Origin of the sequence: Pseudomonas sp. DNDY-54, from assembly GCF_019880365.1 — a bacterium.
Taxonomy (GTDB): domain Bacteria; phylum Pseudomonadota; class Gammaproteobacteria; order Pseudomonadales; family Pseudomonadaceae; genus Stutzerimonas; species Stutzerimonas stutzeri_P.
Genome location: NZ_CP082271.1, coordinates 1,451,566 through 1,476,309, shown reverse-complemented (window position 1 = coordinate 1,476,309; position 24,744 = coordinate 1,451,566). Strand labels below are relative to the sequence as shown.

Genomic DNA, 24,744 nt, shown 5'->3' with positions numbered 1-24,744 from the left:
TCGAAGGTAATTGATCACAACGCTAGATCCTCAGGCGTAAATGTCATCGTGAACGAGCGATACGGCTGAAACTCCTGTGCAGAAAGACCCTGCATTTCGGTCAGCCGACCAATATTCTTTACCGCAGCGACCGCAGAGTTATCGAATGGGGCATCACCGCTGGAACGAGAAACCGTGACAGCTGTGATGGTTCCATCCGGCAGCATATTGACCCGCAGCGATACCGACATGTTATTGCGAGCCGAAGGCGGCCGGGTCCAACCTTCTGCTGCGCGCATCCGAATCAGATCATCGAAGTTACCGGCGACCTGATCGCCCTGTGTATCAGCCATGGCCTGCTGCCGTTCCGTATCTTCGGACAACAACTCAGCAAGCGCCTGAGCCTTCTTGTCCTCTGCCGCCTTACGCGCAGACTCAGCGGCCTTTTTCTTAGCTTCTTCCGCGGCCTTCTTTTTCGCTGCTTCAGCGGCTGCCTTCTTCTTAGCTTCTTCCGCAGCTTTCTTCTTCGCCGCCTCGGTCGCAGCCTTTTTCTTGGCCTCTTCTGCAGCTTTCTTTTTTGCCGCCTCGTCGGCCGCTTTTTTCTTGGCGATATCAGCCTGCTTCTTCTGCTCGGCTTTCTTCGCCTCTTCGGCTTGCTTGGCCGCTGCGGCTTTTTTTGCAGCATCGGCCTTCGCCACCTCGGCCTTTCGAGCCTCGTCAGCCTTTTTTTGTTCCGCGGCTTTAGCGGCGGCTTGTTTTTCCTGCTCGACCTTACGCTGCTCCATCTGCTCAGCTTCGTACTGCTTGGCCGATGTCTTCTGAGCCTCGCCGGCTATTTTTTGATTGGTTTGAGTCTTGGCCTGGCTTTGAGATTTGAGCTGGTACAGCGTTGCCTGCACAATTGGCTTGGACGGGGGCAGCTCCGGTGTCATGGCAAAGCTGACGAACAGCATGCCGAAAATGACTACATGCAGCCCGACAGCCAGAATGGTGGGCCAGTAGTAGCTCTCTGAGCGCGAACGTTCCGGTTGCTGCATCAAGGGGCCTCGGTAATCAGGCCGACGTTACCCACGCCTGCTTCCTGCAGCCCACCCATGGCAGACATCACCGAGCCGTAGTCCACCGCTTTGTCACCGCGCACGAAAACCTGGACCTGCTTACCCTGGCTACGGTTCTGATTCATGATCGCCGTGACAGCCTTGGTCATTTCTTCCAGGGTAAGCGCCTGATCCTGAACGGTCTCGGTGTCAACTTCGCTGCCGATATTCCAGAAGTAGCTTTTGTCTGCCTTGATAGAAATAGTCAGAACCCGGGCATCGTTATCCTGAGGCAGGACCTCGCTGCTTACCTTAGGCAGATCGACCTTGACACCCTGATTGAGCATCGGCGCGGTCACCATAAAGATAACCAGCAGCACCAGCATCACATCGATGTAAGGCACCACGTTCATCTCGGCGACAGGTTTGCGTCTGTTGCGAATTCTTGCCATGGCCTGGGGGCCTCAATCTTCTGTGGTGTGAACTTTGCGATGGAGGATCGCCTGGAACTCGTCAGCAAAGGTGTAATAGCGCCCGATGAGCATTTCGCCGCGTGCCGAGAAACGGTTATAGGCGATGACGGCAGGAATCGCCGCGAACAGACCGATAGCTGTGGCAATCAAGGCCTCAGCGATACCCGGCGCTACGGTTGCCAGGGTTGCCTGCTGTACCTGAGCCAAGCCACGGAAGGAGTTCATGATGCCCCAGACGGTGCCAAACAGACCGATATAGGGACTGGTGGAACCGACCGTAGCAAGGAACGGCAAGCTCTGATCAAGCTTCTCTTCCTCACGAGAGATCGCAACGCGCATCGCCCGGTTGACGCCGTCCATCACGGCATCTGGATCCACGCCCTGCTGCTGACGCAGCCGCGAAAACTCCTTGAAACCGGCACGGAAAATCTGTTCGACGCCTGAATCAGGGTCTGGATTGCTACCCGCCTGACGATACAGCTTAGAGAGATCAATGCCCGACCAGAACCGCTCCTCAAAGCTGTCCAATGCCCGCTTGGCTGCTCGCAGCATATTGCCGCGCTGGAAGATGATGATCCAAGAAGTCACCGAGGCGCCCACCAGAATCAACATAACCAGCTGAACAACAAAGCTGGCATTGCTGATCAGGCTCCACATGGACATATGATCGACGTTGGCTTCCACGCTTACTCTCCTGCTAGGGGTAGACCCGACCCGGCGAAAGCAGCACGTAGCGCTTCGGGAATGGGGCGGGGTTTCAAACTATCGGTGCGCACGCAGGCCACCACAAACTGCGCTTCGCAGAGCAGCAAATCATCCTTCGCTCGTCGCACCTGCTGAGCAAAGCGCAGACTTGCGCGCTTGACCTCCGCTACTTCAGCCGAGACCAGCAATTCATCGTCCAGCCTCGCCGGCGCGTGGTAACGCGCTTCGCTGGAATGCACAACGAACAGCAGGTCTTCACCAACCAATTGCGACTGGGCGAAGCCCAGGCTGCGCAACCGCTCGGTGCGGGCCCGCTCCATGAATTTAAGATAATTGACGTAGTAAACGATGCCGCCCGCGTCGGTGTCTTCGTAGTAAACCCGACACCGGAAGGAGAACGGTTGAGTATGTGATTCCGCGCGCATACTAGTGCCAGGCCCTGCAAATGCCAATTGGGTGGAGGAACAATATTTTTGTCACGCTGTGTCGTCGTCGAAGAGGTCACCTGCTACTGGCGAATCGCCCAAACGCTTAGGCAGGTTCAGGCCGAAATGCAGATAGGCATGGCGCGTCACCACGCGACCTCTTGGCGTACGCATGATATAGCCCTGCTGGATCAGATACGGCTCAAGCACATCCTCGATGGTATGGCGCTCTTCGCTGATGGCGGCGGCAAGGCTGTCGACTCCCACCGGGCCACCATCGAATTTCTCGATAAGCGTCAGCAATAGCCGGCGGTCTTGATGATCCAACCCGCGCTCGTCCACATCGAGCATGTTGAGGGCCTGGTCCGCCGTAACCCGAGAGATCTCACCATTGCCTCGTACTTCAGCAAAATCTCGGACTCGCCTTAACAATCGGTTTCCAATCCGTGGCGTCCCGCGGGCGCGCCGCGCTATTTCGAGGGCGCCCTCGGCTTCGATGGGCAGCCCTAGGATGCCAGCGGAGCGCGTGACGATCGTCGCCAGGTCAGCGGTCGAGTAGAACTCTAAGCGCTGCACGATACCGAAACGGTCTCGCAACGGATTGGTGAGCATACCGGCACGGGTCGTGGCGCCCACTAACGTAAACGGCGGCAAGTCGAGTTTGATCGAGCGCGCCGCGGGCCCTTCTCCGATCATGATGTCCAGCTGGAAGTCTTCCATCGCCGGATAGAGCACCTCCTCGACGATGGGCGACAAACGGTGAATTTCGTCCACGAAAAGGACGTCGCCTTCTTCCAGGTTGGTCAACAACGCAGCGAGATCGCCGGGTCGCTCAAGCACAGGCCCCGAAGTGCTTTTGATCGATACGCTCATTTCCTGCGCAATGATATTCGCCAGCGTGGTCTTCCCGAGCCCCGGCGGACCGAAAATCAGGGTGTGATCGAGAGCCTCCTTGCGCGCCCGGGCGGCGCGAATGAACAGATCCATCTGCTCACGCACGACAGGTTGTCCAATGTAATCGGCCAGACTCAGCGGGCGTATGGCGCGGTCAAACTGTTCTTCGCGGTCACGGCCAGTGGCGGTAATCAGACGATCAGCTTCTATCACTAGACCATACCCTTGAGTGCACGGCGGATCAGGTCTTCACTGCTCAAATCGTCTTCCTGTACGGCGGATACAGCACGGCTAGCCTCTTGCGGCTTGAAGCCCAGCGAAATCAGGGCACTGACAGCATCATTCTCGGCGCTTGAGACTGCCACAGATCCCCGGGGTTCAACCACCAGGGTGGCAATAGACGGGATTGTTTCCCAGGCCTTGAAACGATCCTTGAGCTCAACCAATAGACGTTCGGCAGTTTTCTTACCGACACCAGGAATCTTCACCAGAACAGAAGTATCCTGCGCCTGTACGCAGCGCACCAATTCATCCACCTCAAGTCCCGACATCAGCGCCAGAGCCAGCTTCGGCCCCACGCCATTAAGACGGATCAGTTCACGAAAAAGCTCACGATCGCGCTTCTCGGAAAAGCCGTACAGCAAATGCGCGTCCTCACGCACGACAAGATGAGTGTGGAGTGTCACCAGATCGCCTAGCCCCGGCAGACGGTACAGCGTCGTCATTGGCACCTCGACCTCGTAACCGACGCCGTTCACATCGAGTATCAGGTGAGGCGGTTGCTTCTCCACCAAGGTGCCGCGTAAACGTCCAATCAAAATCTGTCTCCTTTTCTCGACCGGCATGTCTACCACGGTCAGATGCTCGATAACCCCGCCTCAGCGAAGACTCGCCCCTGCTTCAGCTCGATTCACAGCCGCAGGCGTCCACCCCGGCGTTTGGCCCCAGCCAGGCCATGCGGGATCAGGCTCTGACGATGATGGGCATGACACAAGGCGATCGCCAGCGCGTCGGACGCGTCGATCTGTGGCTTCTGCACAAGCTTCAGTAGATGCATCACCATCATCTGAACCTGTTGCTTATCAGCGCCGCCGGTTCCGGCGATGGCCTGTTTCACTTGGGTGGCCGTGTACTCGGCAATGTCCAGCCCTTGCTCCGCTGCAGCGACGATGGCAGCGCCACGCGCCTGCCCCAGCTTGAGCGCGGAATCTGCATTTCGTGCCATAAACACTTGTTCAATACCCATCGTCACCGGGCCATGCAGGCGAATCACTTCGCTAACGCCAACGAACACCGCTTGCAAACGAGCGGATAGCTCACCGCTACCCGTGCGGATACAGCCGGAGGCTACGTATTCGCAATTGCGACCCGTGTCTCGCACTACGCCATAACCGGTGATCCGTGAGCCGGGGTCTATCCCGAGGATAAGCGTCATGCGACCGCCATACTGTCTATTTATCCAGCCGGCAGTATAAGGAGTGGAGAACGTGGCGACCAGTGACATAACCTGCCGCCCACGCCCAGGCAACAAAAAGCCGGAAGCTACCAGGTTGCTTCCGGCTCTCGTGCTCCCTACTCAATCAGTCCAGCTGTTCCAGAATCTCGTCAGGAATTTCGGCATTGTGGTAGACGTTCTGAACATCATCCAGATCTTCCAGCGCATCGATCAGGCGCAGCACTTTCTGTGCAGTCTCCAGATCAGTAAGTGGCGCAGCGATCGAAGGAATCATGGCGATATCCGCCTCATCGCCTTTGAAGCCGGCGGCACCCAGCGCCTCGTTGACGGCGTGAAAATCTGTGAAGCTGGTAGAGACGAGCGCCGAGCCGTCCTCGCCCATCTCCACGTCATCGGCGCCGGCTTCTAAGGCCGCCTCCATCAGCGCGTCCTCTTCTACGCCCGCTGCAAAGCTGATCTGCCCTTTACGATCGAACATATAGGCGACCGACCCATCCGTACCGAGGTTACCGCCATGCTTGCTGAAGGCATGACGCACTTCGGCGGCAGTACGGTTGCGGTTGTCGGTCATGGCCTCGACGATGATGGCGACGCCGCTCGGCGCATAACCTTCATAGGTCAGCTCAACGACGTTGTCAGCCTCGTTGTTGCCCGCACCCCGTGCAATAGCGCGATCGATGACGTCTCGCGACATATTTGCAACCAGGGCTTTATCTACTGCCAAGCGCAGGCGTGGATTGTCTGCAGGAATAGGCCCACTCTTGGCCGCAACCGTCAGCTCGCGAATAAGCTTGGTGAAAATCTTGCCGCGTTTGGCGTCCTGGCGCCCTTTGCGGTGCTTGATGTTGGCCCATTTGGAATGACCAGCCATAACTGCCTCCCTTTCTGATCAACTTCGTCTTGCTGAAACCAAGAGCCCAGGTTTCCCTGGGCTCCTGCACCGCTGTTATTCGGCTTTCGGCTGCTCGCGCAGGCGAATGTGCAACTCTCGCAACGCCTTGGTATCGACCGCGCCCGGCGCCTGAGTCATCACGTCCGCGGCACTCTGGGTTTTCGGGAAGGCGATGACTTCACGAATAGATTGCGCGCCGGTCATCAGCATCACCAGGCGATCAAGGCCGAACGCCAGACCACCATGAGGCGGCGCGCCGAACTTGAGCGCATCGAGCAGGAAGCCGAACTTCTCGTCCTGCTCCGCCTCGTCGATACCTAGAATGCGGAATACGGTCTGCTGCATGTCCTTGCGGTGAATACGGATCGAACCGCCACCCAGCTCGGTGCCGTTGAGCACCATGTCGTAGGCACGGGACAACGCGCCGGCCGGATCGGCCTCAAGCTCTGCAGGCGTGCATTTGGGCGCCGTAAAGGGGTGGTGAAGTGCACTAAGCGAGCCGTCGTCGTTCTCTTCGAACATGGGGAAGTCGACGACCCACATCGGCGCCCACTCGCAGGTCAGCAGTTTCAGGTCGTGGCCCAGCTTGATGCGCAGCGCCCCTAGCGCCTCGGACACGATCTTGGCCTTATCCGCGCCAAAGAACACGATGTCACCGTCGACAGCGCCGACCCGGTCGAGAATCACATTCAGCTTATCTTCGGGGATGTTTTTCACGATCGGCGACTGCAGGCCCTCGACGCCCTTGGCGCGCTCGTTGACCTTTATATAGGCCAGACCTTTGGCGCCGTAGATGCCGACGAACTTCGTGTAGTCATCAATCTGCTTGCGCGGCATGCTCGCTCCGCCCGGAACCCGTAGTGCAGCAACGCGGCACTTTGGATCATTCGCCGGACCGCTGAACACCTTGAACTCGACCTGTTGCAGTTGATCGGCCACATCAACCAGCTCGAGCGGAATGCGCAGATCGGGCTTGTCCGAGCCGTACCGACGCATGGCTTCCTCGAACGGCATGTGTGGGAAATCGCCGAACTCGACGCCCAGCACTTCCTTGAACAGCTTGCGCACCATGCCTTCGGTGATGCTGATGATGTCGGCTTCTTCGAGGAAGCTGGTTTCGATGTCGATCTGGGTGAATTCCGGTTGACGATCAGCGCGCAGGTCTTCATCACGGAAGCATTTGGCTATCTGGTAGTAGCGGTCGAAGCCTGCAACCATCAGCAACTGCTTGAACAGCTGAGGCGATTGCGGGAGCGCAAAGAAGTTACCGGGATGAGTACGGCTGGGCACCAGGTAGTCACGCGCGCCTTCAGGTGTGGGACGGCCAAGTATGGGCGTCTCAACGTCGAGAAAGCCGTTTTCGTCGAGGTAGCGACGGATGCTGGCGGTGATGCGAGACCGCAGCTTGAGCTTCTCGGCCATTTCCGGGCGACGCAGATCGATGAAGCGATAACGCAGGCGGGTTTCCTCGCCGACGTCACTGTATTCGTTGAGTGGGAACGGTGGGGTTTCCGCTTCGTTCAGGACTTCGAGTTCGTAACCCAGTACTTCGATAGCGCCGGACGCCATGTTCGGATTGCGCGCGCCTTCTGGACGCAACCGTACCTTGCCGGTGATCTTGACGACGTACTCGCTGCGCACCTTGTCCGCAGCTGTGAAGGTCTCGGCACGATCGGGATCGAACACGACCTGAGCCAGGCCTTCACGGTCGCGCACGTCGAGGAAGATGACCCCGCCGTGATCGCGGCGGCGGTGAACCCAGCCGCAAAGTGTAATTTCCTGACCATCCAGGCTTTCGTTCAATTGGCCGCAATAGTGGCTGCGCATCATTATGAGGTTCGCTTCTCGTATCTTGAAAAATTCGTTGGGTCGCTCGACTCGCGACTATGACAGAGGGCAGCTTCGTGGCGCTCTGTCTGAATTCACTAGCCGGCGTTGGATGGAGCGGCCGACGGTAGAGCGCGGCGCCACCTGTAATGGCGAAAAGAGCCGCCCGACACAAGCGCGGGATTATATCTGCATAATGGCTTCAACGCAGCCGGGGCAGATAGGCCTGCTTAATCGAAGTGATAGCCGACGTTGTTGAACCGAAGTCAGCCCAAAGGCTTCCAAAGCAGTAGATCGCTAATGGCGACAGTGCGCCGCTGACCAAGGCCACTCATTTCTGGCATAACATCACAGATCATCAAACGGGAGAGAACCATGGAAATCGACATTGGTATTGCCGAACAGGATCGCGCCGCGATTGCAGAGGGCTTGTCCCGCCTACTGGCCGACACCTATACGCTGTACCTGAAGACGCATAACTTTCATTGGAACGTGACAGGGCCGATGTTCAACACCCTCCACACCATGTTCGAGACTCAATACACCGAGCTTGCGGTCGCTGTTGACGATATCGCCGAGCGTATCCGCGCACTGGGTTTCCCAGCACCGGGGACCTATGCCGCCTACTCGAAGCTTTCCTCGATCAAGGAGCAGGAAGGCATTCCATCGGCCGATGAGATGATCAAGCTACTGGTTGAAGGCCAAGAGGCGGTCGTTCGCACTGCTCGGGGCATTTTCCCGCTGCTGGAAAAAGTCAGCGACGAGCCAACGGCCGACCTGCTAACCCAGCGCATGCAGATCCATGAAAAAACCGCTTGGATGCTGCGTAGCCTGCTAGCAGCCTAACGCCGAACGTCAAACCGGCACCCCTAAGGAGATAGCCGAACGGCTATCTCCTTCTGCCCAACCCCCAAATCAGCGTCACGAACCGGGCCACCTCGGTCACAACAGCTAGGCAATCGCCCGCCTTCCGTTGCTCCTGCAAAGCTGGCCAAGCGGACAGGCCATTTGAGCAGCGCCCCTCTTTACTGTTAAATACGCGCGCGCCGCAGGCTGGGCACTGTCAACTACGAGCATTCGCTTTCCCACGCTCAGTTCTTCAATTGCGCCCAACGCCTGCCGCTTTCTGTCGTGCTATTTAACTGCGAGCCAAAAGAATGCTTAAGATCATCCATGTATTAACGGGCATTGCTGCCCTGACGTTATCGTTTGCCCCCAGCCTCACCGGTGCAACACCGCTGCTGCTACAGCCCGAGGCATTGTGCTTGCTGCTGCTGGGCCTGCTGAATGTACAGTTCGCTGCATCCGTACAGCCAAATGTGATTGCCCATAACAGGCCAGTCCTGTTGGCGGCATCCGTCCTGTTAATCGCTGCGGCAGTAATTCAGGCCGCCGTGGTGCTGATTCCAATCGTATCTATCGCCGGCCAACCAGCTACCCTTGCCAGCCTCGTACTCGTTTGCTTTGCCGTACTGCTGCAGTTAGCAACTGCCCAGTCAAAGGACCTACACACAACCGACAGCAGCCGCGCCTCGAGCGTGAGAAAAAGCCAGCCCAAGCGCACCGCCGCACCCGCCGGACCGGCTGCCGGGCGCGAGACCGGCACGGTGAAATGGTTCAATACCTCGAAGGGGTTCGGCTTCATCTCACGGGACAGTGGCGACGATGTCTTCGTCCACTTCCGAGCCATTCGCGGCGAAGGGCACCGGGTTCTGGTAGAAGGCCAACGCGTCGAATTCACCATCATGATGCGCGACAAGGGCTTGCAGGCCGAAGACGTCATTGCGACGCAATAAGGCAACGTAGCTGCTAGCGCCAGAAAATTAAAAGTCTGGCGCCTTGCTTGGGCAGCACCCGATCAATAGTGCGGCGGAGGCGCTTCATCATCTTCCGCACCCAGCCTGCCCTGCATGTCTTCCTGCCGGCGGGCGAGCAGTTCAAGCTGCGCCTGAAGCCGTTCAACCGCTTGCGCTTGTGCAAACATCACGTCACTTAACGTCTGGATCGTATCGTCTTGAAACGCCAAGCGCGCCTCAAGGTCGACAATCCGTTGTTCCAGCTCCATACATCACTCCGCGAAACGAAAGTTATCGGTAAGCACCAGTTTCAGTTTCTGCTTGATCGAATCAACCTGCGAGCCGCTGTATGGACTCGCAGGCTGCGCACCCCAGACAGGCGCCGGCCAGGCCACATCATTACGACGCCGGGCGATTACATGCATATGCAACTGACTTACCACGTTACCCAGCGTTGCGACATTCATCTTATCCGCACCAAAGGTGTCCTTGAGCGTCTCGGCCAGCGACGTCGCTTCCCGCCATAGCGTCTGCTGATCTGCCGGATCCAACTGAAACAGCTCACTGACCTCCTCACGGCGCGGCACCAAAATAAACCAGGGGTAATTGGCGTCGTTCATCAGCAGCAACCGGCACAACGGAAAATCTCCCAGATTCAGAGTGTCCTGCTCCAGGCGTGAATCAAGAACGAACATAACGTGACTCCTTTGATAGTCGAGTTCCCCGCAGCGCCAGCTACGTGACCGTACTGAAGGATACTCCGACGCGCACGAACGTCGTCAAACCCAAGCGCACCAAACCAGCGCGATACCAAACCACCCCGCCCTGTAGTAGAGCCACGCAGACTGACCGAACACACCGAAATCCCGATGAAAACGAGATTTCGCGTTCTGTGCACGGTATTTGCTTTACAGAAAAAAGCACGGCGCGGGGGGGAAGAAAAACGTAAATAGCTGGGTTAAGCTTGCTCGCGCTAGTTTACCCAGCTAAACAGTAGTTCTCGGGATATACATTCCAGGCTTGCTGCAGGTTTCGACCAGCTAGGCAGACAAGGATTGAATTGAGCTTGTATACCGAAAATAAAAGATGCCTCTTTCCGGCGCACGCCCGGAAAGCAAGCACCAATTTGAAACCAAAGGAGCAATCACGAATGAAAGTGATGAAGTGGAGCGTAATCGCCATGGCCGTTGCGGCCGGCACGTCGCAAATGGCGCTGGCGTCCAGCCAGTCGGAGTCGGAAGGCTTTGTGGAAGGCAGCAGCCTTACTATCTTCAACCGCAACCTGTATATGAACCGTGATTTCCGTGGTGACGCTGGCCAGAGCTACCGTGAAGCATGGGGCCACGGCTTCATCGGCACCTTCGAATCCGGCTTCACTCAAGGCACCGTCGGTGTCGGCGTCGATGCTATTGGCCTGCTGGGCGTCAAGCTTGACAGCGGCGAAGGTCGTGCCTGGCCGGATATTTTCCCGAGGGACAGCGAAGGCAAGCCACAAGACGACTATTCCGAAGCTGGCGTTGCGGTCAAATTCCGCGTTTCGGATACCGTCCTGAAATACGGCACTCAGTTTGTAGCGCTGCCAGTGTTCTCCACCGATGATGCGCGCCTGCTGCCCGAAACCGCACGTGGCGGCCTGATCACCAGCAGCGAGATCGATGGACTTGAGCTGAACGTCGGCCGCTTTACTGCACTGAGCGCGAAATCTGAATCGGACCACGACTCCGTAGGCCTGAAAGAGATCAATCTCGTCGGCGGTACGTATGCATTCAGCGACAGCCTCAGCACGTCACTGTACTACTCCGATGTCAAAGACGCGTTCGAAAAGATTTACGGCAACGTCAACTACAGTATGGCCCTTGAAGCAGACCAATCGCTCGCGTTTGACTTCAACATATACCAGACCGAGTACGAGTCCGAGTTTACCGGTAACGGAAGCGACGAGGACAACACGATCTGGAGCCTTGCTGCAACCTACTCCCTGGGTGCGCATAGCTTTACTGCGGCATATCAGAAATCCCATGGCGGTTATTTTACAACCGACAACCAGGGCAACCCGATTCAAGCCGGCTATGGTTATGGTATAGATGGCGGCGGCACAGTTTGGCTGGGTAACTCGGTACAGTACTCAGATTTTTACAATAAGGACGAGCAGTCTTGGCAGGTCCGCTATGACCTGGATATGGCCGCATATGGCGTATCGGGTCTCAGCTTCATGACCCGTTATGTTGCAGGTAGCAATATCGACATGCCGGTCGGTCCTGATGCTGAAGAAACCGAATGGGATATCGAAGCTAAATATGTGTTCCAGGAAGGTCCCGCCAAGGATCTTTCCCTGCGCGTACGCCAAGCGTTCTATCAAGCCACCAATGGCTTGGATAATGACCTGAGCGACACCCGCCTTATCGTCGAGTACCCGCTGAACATCCTGTAATTCAGGAAGCAGCTACAACTCGAGTGACACAAGAAGCCCGGCCCTGCGCCGGGCTTCTTGGTTTTCAACCTTGCATGCTATCGGAACGATTCTGTACGCCATCGTGACGCCGCCGTACAATGCCGAGCCAATTTCCCCGCTTTGCAAGGACACAACGGCCACATGCGCACCAGTCAGTTCCTGCTTTCGACCCTTAAAGAAACGCCTTCCGACGCTGTAGTCATTAGCCATCAGCTGATGCTGCGTGCAGGGATGATCCGCAAGCTGGCTTCCGGTCTTTACACCTGGATGCCGATGGGGCTGCGTGCGTTGCGCAAGGCCGAGGCTATCGTCCGCGACGAGATGAACAAGGCCGGCGCGCTGGAAGTCCTGATGCCCGCGATTCAACCTGCCGAGCTCTGGCAGGAGTCCGGTCGCTGGGAGCAATACGGACCCGAACTGTTGCGCGTAAAGGACCGCCATGACCGCGAGTTCTGCGTCGGCCCAACCCACGAAGAAGTCATCACCGACTTGGCGCGCACCGAGCTAAACAGCTACAAGCAATTGCCAATCAACTTCTTCCAGATCCAGACTAAATTCCGCGATGAGATCCGCCCCCGCTTCGGCCTGATGCGCGGGCGCGAGTTTCTGATGAAAGATGCTTACTCCTTCCATGCGGACCAGCAGTCGCTGCAAGAAACCTATGACCGCATGCACCAAGCGTACTGCAACGTGTTCACGCGTCTGGGCTTGAATTTCCGCCCCGTGCAGGCCGATACGGGATCAATTGGTGGTACCGGCTCGCATGAGTTTCATGTCCTTGCCGAATCCGGGGAAGACGATATCGCGTTCAGCGACAGTTCTGATTACGCCGCCAACATTGAGAAGGCAGAAGCGATTCCCCGCGAGACCGAGCGTGGCGCGGCCAGCGAAGAGCTGCGTCTTGTCGACACACCAAACTGCAAGACCATCGCTGCGCTAGTAGAGCAGTTCCAGCTTCCCATTGAAAAAACCATCAAGACGCTAGTCGTGCATGGAAAAGAAAAAGGCCAGTTGGTCGCGCTGGTCGTGCGCGGCGATCATGAACTGAACGAGATCAAGGCAGCGAACCTGGCTCAGGTTGAAAGCCCGCTGGTGTTCGCGTCCGATGAGCAAATTCGTGCGGCGATTGGTGCCGGGCCTGGCTCTCTGGGCCCGTTGAACATGCCAATCGATTGCGTCATTGATCGATCGGTGGCACTCATGAGTGATTTCGCAGCCGGTGCCAACCAGGAAGACAAGCACTATTTCGGCCTTAACTGGGAACGCGATCTGCCGCTACCTGAAGTCGCGGATCTGCGCAACGTCGTCGCGGGCGACCCGAGCCCCGATGGCGTGGGCACGCTGGTCATCAAGCGCGGTATCGAGGTGGGGCACATTTTCCAGCTCGGCACCAAGTACAGCGAGGCGATGAACTGCAGCGTCATGGGCGAAAACGGCAAGCCGGTCACGCTGACCATGGGTTGCTACGGTATAGGTGTGTCTCGCGTGGTCGCCGCCGCGATCGAGCAGAACTACGACGACCGTGGCATTCTCTGGCCGGATGCGTTGGCGCCGTTCCAGATCGCCCTGGTGCCGATGAAATACGAAAACCAAGCCGTGCGCGAGGCAACTGACAAGCTGTACGCGGAACTCACCGCTGCCGGCTACGACGTACTGCTCGACGATCGTGACAAAAAAACCAGTCCCGGCGTCAAATTTGCTGATATGGAGTTGGTAGGCATCCCGCATCGCATCGTTGTTGGCGATCGCGGACTTGCCGATGGCACGCTGGAATACAAGCATCGTCGCGATGCGGAAAGCCAGGCCGTCCCGACCGCCGAGATCCTTGAGTTCATCAATTCGCGCGCCAGCCGCTGACGGAAATCATGCTCAACCGACGTGCTTCAACCTGCGCCACGCTTTGCGTGGCGCTTTTCATCAGTGGCTGCGCCAACCAGCTGCCACAACGCAGCGAACATGAAGCTCGCACCGAACGCAAGCTGCTAGACCACAGCTTGCGCATTGAGGTGGGCGAACCGCTACTGGAGCTGCCTCAGCGGCGCGTTCGAATCCTCGACCAGAAAACCTTCGAGGTTACCGATTTCGAGGTAACACGACGCTATGACCGCTATACCCCCTATCAGGCATGGCGCGAGCTATACGAAATCCCTCTCGGTGCGGTCGCCGTTGTCGCCGGTATAGGGGCTAACGTGCTCAACGTAATCATGCTCGGTAATTTGCCAGAGAGCGCAACGCGCGACTGGATCAGCTACGGGTTCGCTGGCCTTAATCCCTTCATCAATGCCGAGTCCAATGGCCGTTCGCAGCAGAACCTCGAAAGCCTCGACGAGCAACGCCGCGATGCCCGCCTCGAGTACTCCAGCCTGCCGTGGGCCGAGCGCCCGGTATTGGTTATCGCCGGCACCGAGACGCACGAACTGACTACAGATCGCAATGGCATGTTACGAGTGAACTTGCTTGATGGCCCGTTCACCGACCAGGACATCAGCCAGATCGGCAGACTTCATTTACAGGTTGAAGATCCTCAAGACCAAACTCGCGCCGACGCGATGTTGCTGGTCAGCCGCAACCTGCGTGGAAAGCTGCTCGAAGCGCATGACCTTATCTTCGATGATCTGGAAGGCGATGAGGTTGACCAATGGGTCCACCGGGTCAAGCGCCTTTCGGACCTTGGGCTCGAAGAAGAAGCCAGCGAGCTCGAACAAAGCCTGATCGAGTTAACCCGCAACGACCCTGATCTGCAGCAAGAGTTTCTCCGCAGCTTGCTTCACGGTGCTGGCCGTCAAGCCAGCGATCCGGGTGAAGACGACTGAGACTGCGCCATGAAGACACTCTCATGGCTGTGGTTGCTTGTGTTCATCGCGACTGCACCGGCCGCTGCGGCTGTGCGACAGGCGCCAGAACCAGAACTGCGCGAGCTAATGCAGCGTACCGTGGCCGAGGCTGAGAGCTTTCATGATCGGTTTGATGCGGAAGTCTGGCTACTGGACATGTCGACCCGCCTCAAGCGTTACGTCTCCGATCCGCAAGAACGATTGACGTTGCTGCGCCTGGTCCACCAGGAAGCAAGCAAAGCAGGATTGAAACCGGACATTGTGCTGGCGCTGATTCATGCTGAAAGCCACTTCGACCGCTTCGCCATTTCCAGCGTTGGCGCGCAGGGGATGATGCAGGTAATGCCATTCTGGAAAGCCGAGCTGGGGCGTCCGCAGGACAACCTTACTGACAATGCCACGAATCTGCGCTACGGCTGCACCATCCTCAGCTACTACCTGAAAAAGGAAAACGGCAATATCAATCGTGCCCTGGCCAGGTATAACGGCAGCCTTGGAAAACCGCACTACCCAGCCAAGGTGATCGGGTTCTGGCAGGACTTCTGGTACGTAAAGCCCTGAGGTTCACCGCGGTGAACATCGCCTTAGAGCTCTATTCTTTCTGCCGTAGCGCGTCCAGACGCGCAAGCAAACCGTCCGCCGTCTGCTCGCCAACCAGGCTTTCGCGAACCACTCCGTTTGAATCTACGATATAGGTTACGGGCAACACCGCGCTGCGTGGCAGCTCAAGGCGTTCCGCTGGATCGACCCCGAGGACTCGAAACTGGATCCCCAGCGCCCGTGCCGCGTCCATCAACTCATCGCCCTGCAGCCCGTCAAAATTCACTCCGAGCACCGTGACGTCGTCATGCGATTGATTCAGCGCATTGAGCTCAGGAATCTCGGTCCGGCACGGACCGCACCACTCCGCCCAGTAATTGATCAACACCCACTGCCCGTCGAGCTGCTGCGCTGTAACGGCTTCGCCGTTCTGATCAGGACCCCAATCTTCGGCGCAGCCCGCCAGCGCCAAACCGGCGAGCAAACTGACTAAACCAACGGATCGCTTGATCATCTTGATTCCTTGCTGTGCTGAGTCACGATTCAATTCACTCCCGCCGGGCCCGCAGCCACTCGGCGACGCTCCCACCGAACAGGCTGGCCTGCTCCTTGTTCATCAGCTCCAGGGATTGGCGCAGCGTTGGATACCAAGGCTCATCAAGGTGCTCGGGTAGCGACTGCCGTCCGGAGAGAGGCCAAGGATTGGCGCGCAACAACTGGTCGAAGGTGTAGTGGCTGAGATCACGGCACAGCACCCAACCAGACGAACCCGTTCGGCAGACGAGCTGCTCGCGCTCGAAAAATTCGAGAATCTCGTCCCATTCGTCCTCGGGTAGCTGCCAACCGCTTCTATGGGCATCGCGCAGGCGAACCTCACGTCCGGCCTGCTGGCTTTCATAGAGCACTCGTAGCAAACCCAGCATGACAAGCAAGCGTGGTACCGAGCGGCGCCGCCATTGCTGCGACGACGACAGCCCACACACCAGCTCCGCACCGAATAGAACGATCATCCAGGAAAGGTAAACCCAGAGCAGGAACAGCGGCACCGCAGCGAACGCCCCGTAGATCAGTTGATAGCTGGGAAAGTAGCTGACATACAAGCCGAACAGTTGCTTGGCCGCCTCGAATAACACCGCAGTGAAGAAGCCGCCAACGACCGCATGCCGAATCGGCACACGCGTATTCGGCACCGCCGCATAAATCAGGGTAAACGCCGCCACACTCAGCACCAGCGGCATGGCCTTGAGCACTGTGCGCGCACCGATCAACGCATGCGGCCCGGAGATGAGTGAGAGTGAGGTGATGTAGGTACTCATGGCAAAACCCGCACCCAGCAACAACGGGCCCAGGCTGAGAATGGCCCAGTACAGCAAAAAGCTCGAGATACCACGGCGCGGCTGGCGTACTCGCCAAATCACGTTGAATGCCTTTTCGATGGTCAGCAGCATCATCAACGCCGTTGCCATGAGAAACCCCACGCCGAACCACGTGAGCTGCCTGGCCTGGTCGGTAAAGGCGACCAAATACTCTTGAATGGTTGCGCCTGTCGAGGGGATGAAATTACTGAAAATATACATCTGAATCTGCTCGCCCACGCCTTGAAACGCCGGGATAGCCGAGAGCATGGCGAAGGTCACCGTCATCATCGGGACCACCGCGAAGAGCGTGGTATAGGTCAATGCGGCAGCACTGTGGGGGCCTCGGTCCGCCAGGAAGCGGTGCACCAAAAAGCGGCCGAACTCCATGAAATCCTTCATCCGTTGCTGCATTCAATCTCCTCGGCGCCCACCGGATCGTCGGAACCCGCATTACAAAGCCTATGACATGCGGAAAGCGTACCTTGGCAGACACTCGTTCGCGACCGGCGTTTCAGGCCGTGCTGCATTGAAGGTTAGAATGGCGAAACTACACTGGCGCGAAGCAACGAGAAATGACCGAACTGATCCTTTATCACAACCCACGCTGCTCGAAGTCTCGAGGCGCGTTGGAGCTGCTCGAACAGCGCGGGCTGAACCCTACCGTGGTCCGCTATCTGGAAACACCACCGTCAGCCACTGAACTCAAGCAGATTCTGGCTCGACTGGGCATCGGGCCGCGGCAGTTGCTGCGCACTGGCGAAGAAGAATACAAGGCGCTCAACCTGGCCGACCCGAGCCTTAGCGACACTCAGATCATCGAGGCGATGGTCGCTCATCCCAAACTGATCGAGCGCCCCATTCTGGTTAATGGTGACGTTGCGGTAGTCGGTCGCCCACCTGAGAAGGTGCTGGAGATCTTGCCATGAGCGCGCCGTACATCCTGGTGCTGTACTACAGTCGCCACGGCGCCACAGCCGAAATGGCGCGTCAGATTGCACGTGGTGTCGAGCAGGCTGGCCTCGAGGCGCGCCTGCGCACTGTGCCGGCGGTGTCCACCGAATGCGAAGCGACAGCACCCGTGATTCCAGACCAAGGCGCGATCTATGCGACCCTGGATGACTTGAAAAACTGTTCCGGCCTGGCGCTTGGCAGCCCGACGCGCTTCGGCAACATGGCTGCCCCGCTCAAATATTTTCTCGACGGCACCAGCGGGCTCTGGCTGACTGGTGAGTTGGTGGGCAAGCCCGCTGGCGTCTTCACCTCGACCTCCAGCCTACATGGCGGACAGGAAACAACCCTGCTATCCATGCTGCTGCCTCTACTGCACCACGGCATGCTGGTGCTCGGTTTGCCCTACAGCGAAAACGCACTGCTCGAGACCCGGGGCGGCGGCACACCGTACGGCCCCAGCCACCATGCAGGAGCCGATGGCAAGCGCTTGCTGGATGAACATGAAATCAGTCTGTGCCGCGCACTGGGTCTGCGCCTCGCGCAGACAGCCAAGCGGTTGGAGAATGCCTGTGGCTAGAAAGCCCAAACCCCTTCCATCTCTGGAATGGCTGACGCCACGGGTAAAAGCGAGTCGCGCCATTAGCCTGGCAAGCTTTCTCGGTCTTGCCGCCCTGCTGATCGTCTGGAATCTCGCGTTTGCCGACCTGCACGGGGCCCGTACCTGGGTCGTGGTCAGCATCCAGCTAATTCCTCTGCTTTTGGTCGCGCCCGGCATGATATCCGGCAGCCCTCGCGCCCACGCCTGGACCTGCTTCATCGTCAATCTCTACTTCATTCAGGGCGTACTCGCTGCGATCAACCCGACCCGGATGGTGTACGGCTGGCTGGAGGCGATCATCAGCCTGACGCTGTTTATCAGCGCCCTGCTCTATACCCGCTGGGCTTATCAATACGGGCGCAAAGCGGCGGGTGAAAGCTGAGGAATTGCTTAGCGTAGGAGTCTCGCATCGATATTGGTGGGCTGAAGCCCACCCTACGAAGCGATCGTGTCAGAAGTAGGGTGGGCTTCAAACCACCAGCAATTAACGCCGGAACACCCGTTAGACCCGACGCGACGAAGCGCTGGTGTCTAATGGCTGGTGTGTGATCGCTGATGTCTGATGTAGGGTGGGCTTCAGCCCACCATCGGTTAATCGCCAGAAGAACAGCTAACCCGATGCTCGGCCATTGAGATGCGAACAAGGGGACGGACGGATAGCGGCGGGTTCGACCGTAAGCAATCCAACTGAATTCTCAACCTCAGCGACTCCGCAACCGAATCATCACCAGCCGAGCGTTTCCTTGAGAAACGGAATGGTCAGCTTGCGTTGCGCCTGCAGCGAGGCCTGGTCGAGTCGATCAAGCAGTTCGAACAGCGCACTCATGTCACGGGCACCGCGGGTGAGGATGAAACGACCCACATCATCTGGCAGGTTCAAACCACGGCGCGACGCACGCAGTTGCAACGCACGCAACTTGTCCTCATCGGACAGCTCCTGCAGCTGAAATACCAGCGAGAGGCTCAGGCGCGACTTGAGATCCGGCAGCCGCACGGCAACCTCTCGCGGCGAAGCGTCGGCAGCCAACAGCAGGCGCCGGCCGCTGTCACGTAGCCGATTGAACAGGTGGAAGAGCGCCTCTTCCCACACCGGGTCGCCGGCAACCGCGTCGAGATCATCCAGACACACCAGTTCACTCTGTTCCAGATTATCCAGAAGCGCTGGGCCATATTCAGCCACCTCGGCCAACGGCAGATACACCGCCATCTCGCCTCGCTGCTCCACACGCAAACAGGCGGCTTGCAGTAGATGGCTACGCCCCACCCCAGCACTGCCCCAGAGGTAAATCAGCTCATCGGACCAACCGGCCTCTGGCGAACAGACACGCTCGACGTAGCCCAGAGCGGCGGCATTAGCGCCAGGGTAGTAATTAGCGAAGGTCGCATCGTCACGAAGACGGATGCCCAAGGGCAACTGGATGGGTTTCATGGTTGGCGGGGCGGGTCAGTCGGCGGATCTGCGTAAAGGTCCGAGAGTTTATAGAGATCGTGCATGTGACGCAGCAGAACCATGATCACCGCCGCCACCGGCAACGCCAGCAACACGCCAGTGAACCCGAACAGCTGCCCCCCAGCCAATACCGCGAAGATGACCGCAACCGGGTGCAGACCTATTCGGTCCCCCACCAACAATGGGGTGAGCAGCATTCCTTCAAGCATTTGCCCGGCGGTAAAAACCGCCGCAACGCCCAGCAATGGGTAAAGTTCGAGCCCGAACTGGAACAACACGGCGACTACTGCCGCGCCGATACCCACCACAAATCCCATGTAGGGCACGATGCTCGCAAGGCCGGCGAGCACGCCTATCAGCAGCCCCAATTCGACACCGAGCAGCATCAGACCGGCGGAATACACCACGGCGAGGGCCAGCATGACCAGCAGCTGCCCCCGTAAAAAGGCACCGATGACCTCATGGCACTCGCGCATCAAATCCATGATGGTGTCTTCCTGCCGTCGCGGTAAGAGCGAGCGAAGCTTGGCCATGATCACGTCCCAGTCCCGCAGCAGATAGAAGCACACCACAGGTACCAGCAAGAGATTCGCTAGCCAAGCCAGCAAGGCAATGCTCGACGCGGTCGCCTGGCTCAGAATGACCGCCACAACGTCTTTGGTACTGCCGAGATTCTCGGAAAATGCGGTCTTGAGTTGATCGAAGCGCCAAAAATCGTCGTCGAGTCCAAACTGCATTTGTACCCAGGGCAACGCTGTAACCTGCAGCCAATCGAGCGCCTGAGGGGCCAGTTGATACAGGTGCATCAGCTGTTTTCCAAGCATCGGCACCAGCACCAGCAGCGCCAATAGACACAGCAGGATAAACAGCGCAAAAACCAAGATTACGCCCCAGGTACGCGAGAGCTTCCAGCGCTCAAGCCGATCTACAAGGGGATCACCCAGGTAAGCCAGCAAAATGCCGACTAGAAAGGGCGAAAGGATCGGTGAAAGCTGGTAGATCAACCAGCCAAGCAATAACAGCCCCGCCAGCCATAGCCAGCGGTTGGTGTGAGTCATGATCATAGTCAGAACGCCTTGTTCCGGTTGATTCGAGGCCGCACGGTCTCTGCAGTCGAAAGGGGTAGCGATGATCTGCGAGCGCGGCCAGCCACGGCGCTCGCATTGTTTGCGGCCTGTTCAGCAGGCGTTAAGCACGGTTACCAGCGAAAGCGCAGCACCTCGCCTTCATCCGCCGGTCTCTCAGCGACGGGTTCGGCCGGCGCCTCGAGCGGCGCTTCAGCATCGATCGGCTGCGCATCGGTGGCGGCCATTCCGGGATTTGCCGGCGGCGTTTCGATTTCATCCGCCGGCACTTCTTGCAGGCGCGCCAGGGCCAGCTGTGAACGCAACTGTTCAGGACTGGCATTGAGGCGGTACACCAATCGATCACTCTCGACCCGCTGCAGGCGAGCACCGAACGGTTCGAGCAGGCGATCCAGTTCGGCAAAGCGCTCCACATCGGCGCCCAACACCTCGAGCGTAATCTCGGACGTGTCACCTGCCGCCACACGATACTGCGGCGCAAGGAAGGTGCTGACCGCCAACATCACCTCATCAGCCACCGCGGCGCGACTGTCGCCACTTGCCTTGCCCTGCGTCTGCTTGTCGCCCACCCAGAGCCGCCAGCTGGCCTCCCAGCTATCACCGGATTGCTTCGCGAGCACCGCCAGCAACCCATCGGCATCGTAACGATCAGAAGCCTCACGAAGCGCTTGAGGCTCTTTGGCGGTGACGGTCTCTGCAGTGGCGGCCAATTGCTCACTCAGATCGGCCAACGGCAGTCGCAACGGCAACCCTCTGTGCTGGGCCGCGGCGCGCAACGCGGAAGAGCCTTCCTGAGCATCACCTACAAGCTGCGAGCCGTTGGGTGATTCACCCAACCACCAGGTCAGGATGCTAGGGCGGTCAGCGCCCCATAGCGGCAACCCCGCGGAGCGCAGGGCGCGTTCGGTGGTAATAGGATCGAAGCTCACCACGACGGCATTGTCTTCGTAGGCATACCGGCTGACGAGTTGCTGCGGGTCCGCACGAAGCTGCGCGACCTGATCCGTTTTCGCATCACCCGTCAAGCGCAACACCAACGTATCAAAGGCCTTGCGGAGCGCTTCTTCCCGCTCTTCTGGCTGCTGGTTGGCAACCGGTTCGCGCACCTGATACAGATCGTTGAGAGGCGTCGCCATGCTGTGCACAGAAGCGAGCGCACAGCAAAGGGCCAAGAGACGGGGGATTAGGCGCATGAGGGTACTCGCTGGATGGCCAGTCATGAAGAAGCCAGGCGGTCGCAGACAACGACCGGGTCCGGCCACGGAAAATCAAGCGTTATACCTTAAACAGGCGCCTGAACCGGGGCAACCGCTACAGCAGCCAGTTGCCTACGGTTAACAGATTCGGCCGGTTTCTCTTGCGCCAGCCCTGCACCAGGCGTGTGCGGGATGGCTGCTATGCAGCAAGCCTGATAAAATCGCGCGCTTTCCGCAGACCGGTCCGGCGCCATCGCCACGCCGAGACTTCCACCTCGTCCACCGGTCGCCCCGCACTCTCCTCACAGGTCCGGATCTCTATGAGCAAGCAACCCTCCATTAGCTACAAGGACGCCGGTGTCGACATCGATGCAGGCGAAGCGCTGGTTGAACGTATCAAAGGCGTGGCCAAGCGTACTGCGCGTCCTGAAGTGATGGGCGGCCTGGGCGGCTTCGGCGCGCTCTGCGAGATTCCGGCAGGCTACAAGCAGCCAGTATTGGTATCGGGTACCGATGGTGTCGGTACCAAGCTGCGCCTGGCGCTGAACCTCAATAAGCACGACAGCATCGGCCAGGACCTGGTAGCGATGTGCGTCAACGACCTGGTGGTCTGCGGAGCTGAACCGCTGTTCTTCCTCGATTACTACGCCACTGGCAAATTGAATGTCGATATCGCCGCCACTGTGGTGACCGGCATTGGCGCCGGCTGCGAGCTGGCCGGCTGTTCACTGGTGGGTGGCGAGACGGCTGAGATGCCTGGCATGTACGAAGGTGAAGACTACGATCTGGCCGGGTTCTGCGTGGGTGTAGTGGAAAAGAGCGAGATCATCGATGGCTCTAAAGTCATTGCCGGCGATGCGCTGATCGCGCTGCCCTCCTCCGGTCCGCATTCCAACGGTTATTCGCTGATCCGCAAGATCATCGAGGTGTCCGGCGCGGATATCGAAAACACCCAACTCGACGACAAGCCGCTGACCGAGCTGCTGATGGCGCCAACGCGTATCTACGTCAAGCCGCTGCTCAAACTGATCAAGGAAACCGGCGCGGTCAAAGCGATGGCCCACATCACCGGCGGCGGCCTGCTGGACAACATTCCCCGGGTTCTACCGGAAGGCAGCCAGGCCGTGATCGACGTCGCTAGCTGGCAGCGTCCGGCAGTCTTCGACTGGCTGCAGCAGCAGGGCAACGTTGAAGAGCATGAAATGCACCGGGTTTTGAACTGCGGCGTCGGGATGGTGATTTGCGTGGCTCAGGACCAGGTCGAGACGGTCCTCGAAAACCTGCGCGGCGCCGGCGAAAAGCCCTGGGTGATCGGCCAGATCGCATCCGCTACCGAGGGTGCCGAACGCGTCGTATTGAACAATTTGAAAACCCACTGATGACTGCAGCCTGCAATGTCGTAGTGCTCATTTCGGGGTCCGGCAGCAACCTGCAGGCCTTGATCGACAGCCTCGGCAACGACAACCCGGCTCGCATCTGCGCGGTGGTTTCAAATCGTGCTGAAGCCTTTGGGCTGCAGCGCGCTCACGCCGCCGGTATCGCTACAGACGTCGTACAGCACAAGGATTTCGCCAACCGCGAAGCCTTCGATGCGGCGCTGATGGAAATTATCGACACCTATCAGCCGCAGCTGGTGGTCTTGGCGGGCTTTATGCGCATTCTCACGCCGGGTTTCGTGCGCCATTACCAGGGCCGTTTGCTCAATATCCACCCCTCGTTGCTGCCCAAATACAAGGGCCTGGATACCCACCGCCGGGCGCTCGAAGCCGGCGATCACGAGCACGGATGCAGCGTGCATTTCGTCACCGAAGAGCTCGACGGCGGCCCCGTGGCGATACAGGCTGCATTCACCGTCGAGCCAGACGAGAACGTCGACTCACTCACCGGTCGAGTGCATGCCGCCGAGCACATCATCTATCCGCTGGCCGTCCGCTGGTTCGCCGAGGGGCGCTTGCGCCTGGCCGAGCAAGGCGCGATGCTGGATGAAACCCTGTTGCCGCCTACCGGCTACCTGTTACGAATCTAGGAGAAATTATGCGTCGCGCCCTGCTGCTCGCTCTTGCCGTGCTGGCCCTGCCGGCTCACGCCCTTGAGCTTAAGCCCTTCTCCGCCAGCTACACCGCGGACTGGAAACAGGTGCCGGTCAGCGGCACCGCCCAACGCAGCCTGGAAAAACTCGAGGGTGACGTCTGGGAGCTGGATTTCGAAGCATCCATGTTGGTGGCCAGCTTCAACGAACGCAGCACGTTCACGGTTGAAGGCGAAACCTTTGTACCTCAGAAATATCGCCTGAAGCGCAGCGGACTCGGCAAGGGCAAGACCATCAAACACGACTTCGACTGGGCCGCCAAACAAGTGGTCGGCGAGGATCGCGGTGACCCGGTCAAGCTGCCGCTCGATCGTGGCCTGCTGGACAAATCCACCTATCAGATTGCCCTTCAGCATGCCGTGGCGGCGGGCGAAAAAAGCATGAGCTATCAGGTAGTCGACGGCGACGAGATCGAAACCTACGACTTCCGTGTTCTTGGTGAAGAAAAGGTCAGCACTAAAGCAGGTCAGGTGGACGCAATCAAAGTGGAGCGGGTCCGAGATCCGACACAAAGTAAGCGCCAGACGATCCTGTGGTTCGCCAGTGACTGGGATTACCTGCTGGTCCGCCTGCATCAGGTGGAAAAAGACGGTAAGGAGTACCAGATCATGCTCGACGAAGGCACCGTCGGCGGCAAGACCGTAAAAGGTGACTGAACCCTCTGCGCCAGCGTGCTCGCGCAGTCTCCCCGCCATACCGAGCCCATT

At 58.5% G+C, this 24,744-nt stretch carries 28 protein-coding genes and 1 pseudogene; 13 read left to right on the top strand and 16 right to left on the bottom strand.

Annotated features, from left to right (window positions below):
• Positions 1–14 precede the first annotated feature (14 nt).
• The 9 genes from tolA to aspS all read right to left on the bottom strand — a co-directional run bounded on the left by tolA (position 15) and on the right by aspS (position 7,691).
• Positions 15–1,016, bottom strand: coding sequence for a cell envelope integrity protein TolA (gene tolA, locus K4O48_RS06960; RefSeq protein ID WP_222911324.1), 1,002 nt, complete (start codon positions 1,014–1,016; stop codon positions 15–17).
• Positions 1,016–1,468 (bottom strand): protein TolR, encoded by a 453-nt coding sequence (gene tolR / locus K4O48_RS06955; protein ID WP_222911323.1) that lies wholly within the window; start codon positions 1,466–1,468, stop codon positions 1,016–1,018. The genes tolA and tolR overlap by 1 nt, the downstream gene beginning before the upstream one ends.
• Positions 1,469–1,480: 12 nt before the next feature.
• Complete coding sequence (gene tolQ / locus K4O48_RS06950) at positions 1,481–2,173, bottom strand: protein TolQ (RefSeq protein ID WP_181295311.1); 693 nt, start codon at positions 2,171–2,173, stop codon at positions 1,481–1,483.
• Between the two features lie 2 nt (positions 2,174–2,175).
• Entirely contained in the window at positions 2,176–2,619 is a 444-nt protein-coding gene (gene ybgC / locus K4O48_RS06945) for a tol-pal system-associated acyl-CoA thioesterase (protein ID WP_222911322.1), read from the bottom strand.
• Positions 2,620–2,670: 51 nt separating this feature from the next.
• Positions 2,671–3,726 (bottom strand): Holliday junction branch migration DNA helicase RuvB, encoded by a 1,056-nt coding sequence (gene ruvB / locus K4O48_RS06940; RefSeq protein WP_222911321.1) that lies wholly within the window; start codon positions 3,724–3,726, stop codon positions 2,671–2,673.
• Positions 3,726–4,331, bottom strand: a complete 606-nt coding sequence (gene ruvA, locus K4O48_RS06935; protein WP_222912019.1) for a Holliday junction branch migration protein RuvA — start codon at positions 4,329–4,331, stop codon at positions 3,726–3,728. The genes ruvB and ruvA overlap by 1 nt, the downstream gene beginning before the upstream one ends.
• Before the next feature lie 92 nt (positions 4,332–4,423).
• Positions 4,424–4,948, bottom strand: a complete 525-nt coding sequence (gene ruvC, locus K4O48_RS06930) for a crossover junction endodeoxyribonuclease RuvC (RefSeq protein ID WP_222911320.1) — start codon at positions 4,946–4,948, stop codon at positions 4,424–4,426.
• 145 nt (positions 4,949–5,093) lie between these two features.
• Entirely contained in the window at positions 5,094–5,840 is a 747-nt protein-coding gene (locus K4O48_RS06925) for a YebC/PmpR family DNA-binding transcriptional regulator (RefSeq protein ID WP_222911319.1), read from the bottom strand.
• 75 nt (positions 5,841–5,915) lie between these two features.
• A complete protein-coding gene (gene aspS / locus K4O48_RS06920; RefSeq protein ID WP_222911318.1) occupies positions 5,916–7,691 on the bottom strand; it encodes an aspartate--tRNA ligase in 1,776 nt (591 codons plus the stop codon).
• Positions 7,692–8,063: 372 nt separating this feature from the next.
• Here aspS and K4O48_RS06915 point away from each other — a divergent pair, with 372 nt between their 5' ends.
• From K4O48_RS06915 to K4O48_RS20450, 3 genes and pseudogenes are all read left to right on the top strand, one after another.
• Positions 8,064–8,534, top strand: a complete 471-nt coding sequence (locus K4O48_RS06915; protein ID WP_222911317.1) for a Dps family protein — start codon at positions 8,064–8,066, stop codon at positions 8,532–8,534.
• Positions 8,535–8,845: 311 nt separating this feature from the next.
• A pseudogene (locus K4O48_RS20575) lies at positions 8,846–9,115 on the top strand (cold shock domain-containing protein membrane protein); the annotation flags it as partial.
• A 111-nt stretch (positions 9,116–9,226) separates the two neighbouring features.
• On the top strand, positions 9,227–9,484 hold the full coding sequence (locus K4O48_RS20450; RefSeq protein WP_409518941.1) for a cold-shock protein: 258 nt from the start codon (positions 9,227–9,229) through the stop codon (positions 9,482–9,484).
• A 62-nt stretch (positions 9,485–9,546) separates the two neighbouring features.
• Here K4O48_RS20450 and K4O48_RS06905 read toward each other — a convergent pair whose 3' ends face one another.
• Positions 9,547–9,753 carry a SlyX family protein gene (locus K4O48_RS06905; RefSeq protein ID WP_222911315.1) on the bottom strand — a complete coding sequence of 69 codons (207 nt, stop codon included), beginning with the start codon at positions 9,751–9,753 and terminating at the stop codon, positions 9,547–9,549.
• Positions 9,754–9,756: 3 nt separating this feature from the next.
• Positions 9,757–10,179 carry an HIT family protein gene (locus K4O48_RS06900; RefSeq protein ID WP_222911314.1) on the bottom strand — a complete coding sequence of 141 codons (423 nt, stop codon included), beginning with the start codon at positions 10,177–10,179 and terminating at the stop codon, positions 9,757–9,759.
• A gap of 455 nt (positions 10,180–10,634) precedes the next feature.
• Here K4O48_RS06900 and K4O48_RS06895 point away from each other — a divergent pair, with 455 nt between their 5' ends.
• The 4 genes from K4O48_RS06895 to K4O48_RS06880 all read left to right on the top strand — a co-directional run bounded on the left by K4O48_RS06895 (position 10,635) and on the right by K4O48_RS06880 (position 15,331).
• Complete coding sequence (locus tag K4O48_RS06895; protein ID WP_222911313.1) at positions 10,635–11,915, top strand: OprD family porin; 1,281 nt, start codon at positions 10,635–10,637, stop codon at positions 11,913–11,915.
• A 162-nt stretch (positions 11,916–12,077) separates the two neighbouring features.
• The gene (locus K4O48_RS06890) at positions 12,078–13,793 is read left to right on the top strand and encodes a proline--tRNA ligase (protein ID WP_222911312.1); all 1,716 of its coding nucleotides are present in this window, start codon (positions 12,078–12,080) and stop codon (positions 13,791–13,793) included.
• Positions 13,794–13,801: 8 nt separating this feature from the next.
• A complete protein-coding gene (locus K4O48_RS06885; RefSeq protein WP_222911311.1) occupies positions 13,802–14,749 on the top strand; it encodes a hypothetical protein in 948 nt (315 codons plus the stop codon).
• Between the two features lie 9 nt (positions 14,750–14,758).
• The gene (locus K4O48_RS06880) at positions 14,759–15,331 is read left to right on the top strand and encodes a lytic transglycosylase domain-containing protein (protein ID WP_222911310.1); all 573 of its coding nucleotides are present in this window, start codon (positions 14,759–14,761) and stop codon (positions 15,329–15,331) included.
• Positions 15,332–15,362: 31 nt separating this feature from the next.
• Here the strand turns inward: K4O48_RS06880 and K4O48_RS06875 are convergent, their stop codons facing one another.
• Both K4O48_RS06875 and K4O48_RS06870 read right to left on the bottom strand, forming a co-directional pair.
• Complete coding sequence (locus K4O48_RS06875; protein WP_222911309.1) at positions 15,363–15,824, bottom strand: TlpA family protein disulfide reductase; 462 nt, start codon at positions 15,822–15,824, stop codon at positions 15,363–15,365.
• Positions 15,825–15,858: 34 nt separating this feature from the next.
• A complete protein-coding gene (locus K4O48_RS06870; RefSeq protein ID WP_222911308.1) occupies positions 15,859–17,079 on the bottom strand; it encodes a virulence factor BrkB family protein in 1,221 nt (406 codons plus the stop codon).
• 161 nt (positions 17,080–17,240) lie between these two features.
• On the opposite strand from K4O48_RS06870, the gene arsC reads away from it, so the two are divergent.
• The 3 genes from arsC to K4O48_RS06855 are packed head-to-tail and all read left to right on the top strand — an operon-like array spanning position 17,241 to position 18,599.
• Complete coding sequence (arsC, locus tag K4O48_RS06865; RefSeq protein ID WP_222911307.1) at positions 17,241–17,594, top strand: arsenate reductase (glutaredoxin); 354 nt, start codon at positions 17,241–17,243, stop codon at positions 17,592–17,594.
• The gene (gene wrbA / locus K4O48_RS06860; protein WP_222911306.1) at positions 17,591–18,196 is read left to right on the top strand and encodes an NAD(P)H:quinone oxidoreductase; all 606 of its coding nucleotides are present in this window, start codon (positions 17,591–17,593) and stop codon (positions 18,194–18,196) included. The genes arsC and wrbA overlap by 4 nt, the downstream gene beginning before the upstream one ends.
• Positions 18,189–18,599, top strand: a complete 411-nt coding sequence (locus tag K4O48_RS06855) for a DUF2069 domain-containing protein (protein WP_222911305.1) — start codon at positions 18,189–18,191, stop codon at positions 18,597–18,599. The genes wrbA and K4O48_RS06855 overlap by 8 nt, the downstream gene beginning before the upstream one ends.
• Before the next feature lie 342 nt (positions 18,600–18,941).
• On the opposite strand, the gene hda is transcribed toward K4O48_RS06855, so the two are convergent.
• The 3 genes from hda to K4O48_RS06840 all read right to left on the bottom strand — a co-directional run bounded on the left by hda (position 18,942) and on the right by K4O48_RS06840 (position 21,945).
• Positions 18,942–19,646: a DnaA regulatory inactivator Hda gene (hda, locus tag K4O48_RS06850; RefSeq protein ID WP_222911304.1), complete on the bottom strand. Its 705-nt coding sequence runs from the start codon at positions 19,644–19,646 to the stop codon at positions 18,942–18,944.
• Positions 19,643–20,731 carry an AI-2E family transporter gene (locus tag K4O48_RS06845; protein ID WP_222911303.1) on the bottom strand — a complete coding sequence of 363 codons (1,089 nt, stop codon included), beginning with the start codon at positions 20,729–20,731 and terminating at the stop codon, positions 19,643–19,645. The genes hda and K4O48_RS06845 overlap by 4 nt, the downstream gene beginning before the upstream one ends.
• A 134-nt stretch (positions 20,732–20,865) precedes the next feature.
• Complete coding sequence (locus K4O48_RS06840; RefSeq protein ID WP_222911302.1) at positions 20,866–21,945, bottom strand: DUF2066 domain-containing protein; 1,080 nt, start codon at positions 21,943–21,945, stop codon at positions 20,866–20,868.
• A gap of 323 nt (positions 21,946–22,268) precedes the next feature.
• Here K4O48_RS06840 and purM point away from each other — a divergent pair, with 323 nt between their 5' ends.
• The 3 genes from purM to K4O48_RS06825 are packed head-to-tail and all read left to right on the top strand — an operon-like array spanning position 22,269 to position 24,693.
• A complete protein-coding gene (gene purM, locus K4O48_RS06835) occupies positions 22,269–23,327 on the top strand; it encodes a phosphoribosylformylglycinamidine cyclo-ligase (protein WP_222911301.1) in 1,059 nt (352 codons plus the stop codon).
• Positions 23,327–23,974 (top strand): phosphoribosylglycinamide formyltransferase, encoded by a 648-nt coding sequence (gene purN, locus K4O48_RS06830; RefSeq protein ID WP_222911300.1) that lies wholly within the window; start codon positions 23,327–23,329, stop codon positions 23,972–23,974. The genes purM and purN overlap by 1 nt, the downstream gene beginning before the upstream one ends.
• Before the next feature lie 8 nt (positions 23,975–23,982).
• Positions 23,983–24,693: a DUF3108 domain-containing protein gene (locus tag K4O48_RS06825; RefSeq protein ID WP_222911299.1), complete on the top strand. Its 711-nt coding sequence runs from the start codon at positions 23,983–23,985 to the stop codon at positions 24,691–24,693.
• The last annotated feature ends 51 nt before the right edge of the window (positions 24,694–24,744 follow it).

Coding starts and splice junctions, on each gene's coding strand:
- tolA (WP_222911324.1), bottom strand. CDS start 1,016: ATGCAGCAACCGGAACGTTCGCGCTCAGAGAGCTACTACTGGCCCACC.
- tolR (WP_222911323.1), bottom strand. CDS start 1,468: ATGGCAAGAATTCGCAACAGACGCAAACCTGTCGCCGAGATGAACGTG.
- ybgC (WP_222911322.1), bottom strand. CDS start 2,619: ATGCGCGCGGAATCACATACTCAACCGTTCTCCTTCCGGTGTCGGGTT.
- ruvC (WP_222911320.1), bottom strand. CDS start 4,948: ATGACGCTTATCCTCGGGATAGACCCCGGCTCACGGATCACCGGTTAT.
- K4O48_RS06925 (WP_222911319.1), bottom strand. CDS start 5,840: ATGGCTGGTCATTCCAAATGGGCCAACATCAAGCACCGCAAAGGGCGC.
- aspS (WP_222911318.1), bottom strand. CDS start 7,691: ATGATGCGCAGCCACTATTGCGGCCAATTGAACGAAAGCCTGGATGGT.
- K4O48_RS06915 (WP_222911317.1), top strand. CDS start 8,064: ATGGAAATCGACATTGGTATTGCCGAACAGGATCGCGCCGCGATTGCA.
- K4O48_RS06905 (WP_222911315.1), bottom strand. CDS start 9,753: ATGGAGCTGGAACAACGGATTGTCGACCTTGAGGCGCGCTTGGCGTTT.
- K4O48_RS06900 (WP_222911314.1), bottom strand. CDS start 10,179: ATGTTCGTTCTTGATTCACGCCTGGAGCAGGACACTCTGAATCTGGGA.
- K4O48_RS06895 (WP_222911313.1), top strand. CDS start 10,635: ATGAAAGTGATGAAGTGGAGCGTAATCGCCATGGCCGTTGCGGCCGGC.
- K4O48_RS06890 (WP_222911312.1), top strand. CDS start 12,078: ATGCGCACCAGTCAGTTCCTGCTTTCGACCCTTAAAGAAACGCCTTCC.
- K4O48_RS06885 (WP_222911311.1), top strand. CDS start 13,802: ATGCTCAACCGACGTGCTTCAACCTGCGCCACGCTTTGCGTGGCGCTT.
- K4O48_RS06880 (WP_222911310.1), top strand. CDS start 14,759: ATGAAGACACTCTCATGGCTGTGGTTGCTTGTGTTCATCGCGACTGCA.
- K4O48_RS06875 (WP_222911309.1), bottom strand. CDS start 15,824: ATGATCAAGCGATCCGTTGGTTTAGTCAGTTTGCTCGCCGGTTTGGCG.
- K4O48_RS06870 (WP_222911308.1), bottom strand. CDS start 17,079: ATGCAGCAACGGATGAAGGATTTCATGGAGTTCGGCCGCTTTTTGGTG.
- arsC (WP_222911307.1), top strand. CDS start 17,241: ATGACCGAACTGATCCTTTATCACAACCCACGCTGCTCGAAGTCTCGA.
- wrbA (WP_222911306.1), top strand. CDS start 17,591: ATGAGCGCGCCGTACATCCTGGTGCTGTACTACAGTCGCCACGGCGCC.
- hda (WP_222911304.1), bottom strand. CDS start 19,646: ATGAAACCCATCCAGTTGCCCTTGGGCATCCGTCTTCGTGACGATGCG.
- K4O48_RS06845 (WP_222911303.1), bottom strand. CDS start 20,731: ATGATCATGACTCACACCAACCGCTGGCTATGGCTGGCGGGGCTGTTA.
- K4O48_RS06840 (WP_222911302.1), bottom strand. CDS start 21,945: ATGCGCCTAATCCCCCGTCTCTTGGCCCTTTGCTGTGCGCTCGCTTCT.
- purM (WP_222911301.1), top strand. CDS start 22,269: ATGAGCAAGCAACCCTCCATTAGCTACAAGGACGCCGGTGTCGACATC.
- purN (WP_222911300.1), top strand. CDS start 23,327: ATGACTGCAGCCTGCAATGTCGTAGTGCTCATTTCGGGGTCCGGCAGC.
- K4O48_RS06825 (WP_222911299.1), top strand. CDS start 23,983: ATGCGTCGCGCCCTGCTGCTCGCTCTTGCCGTGCTGGCCCTGCCGGCT.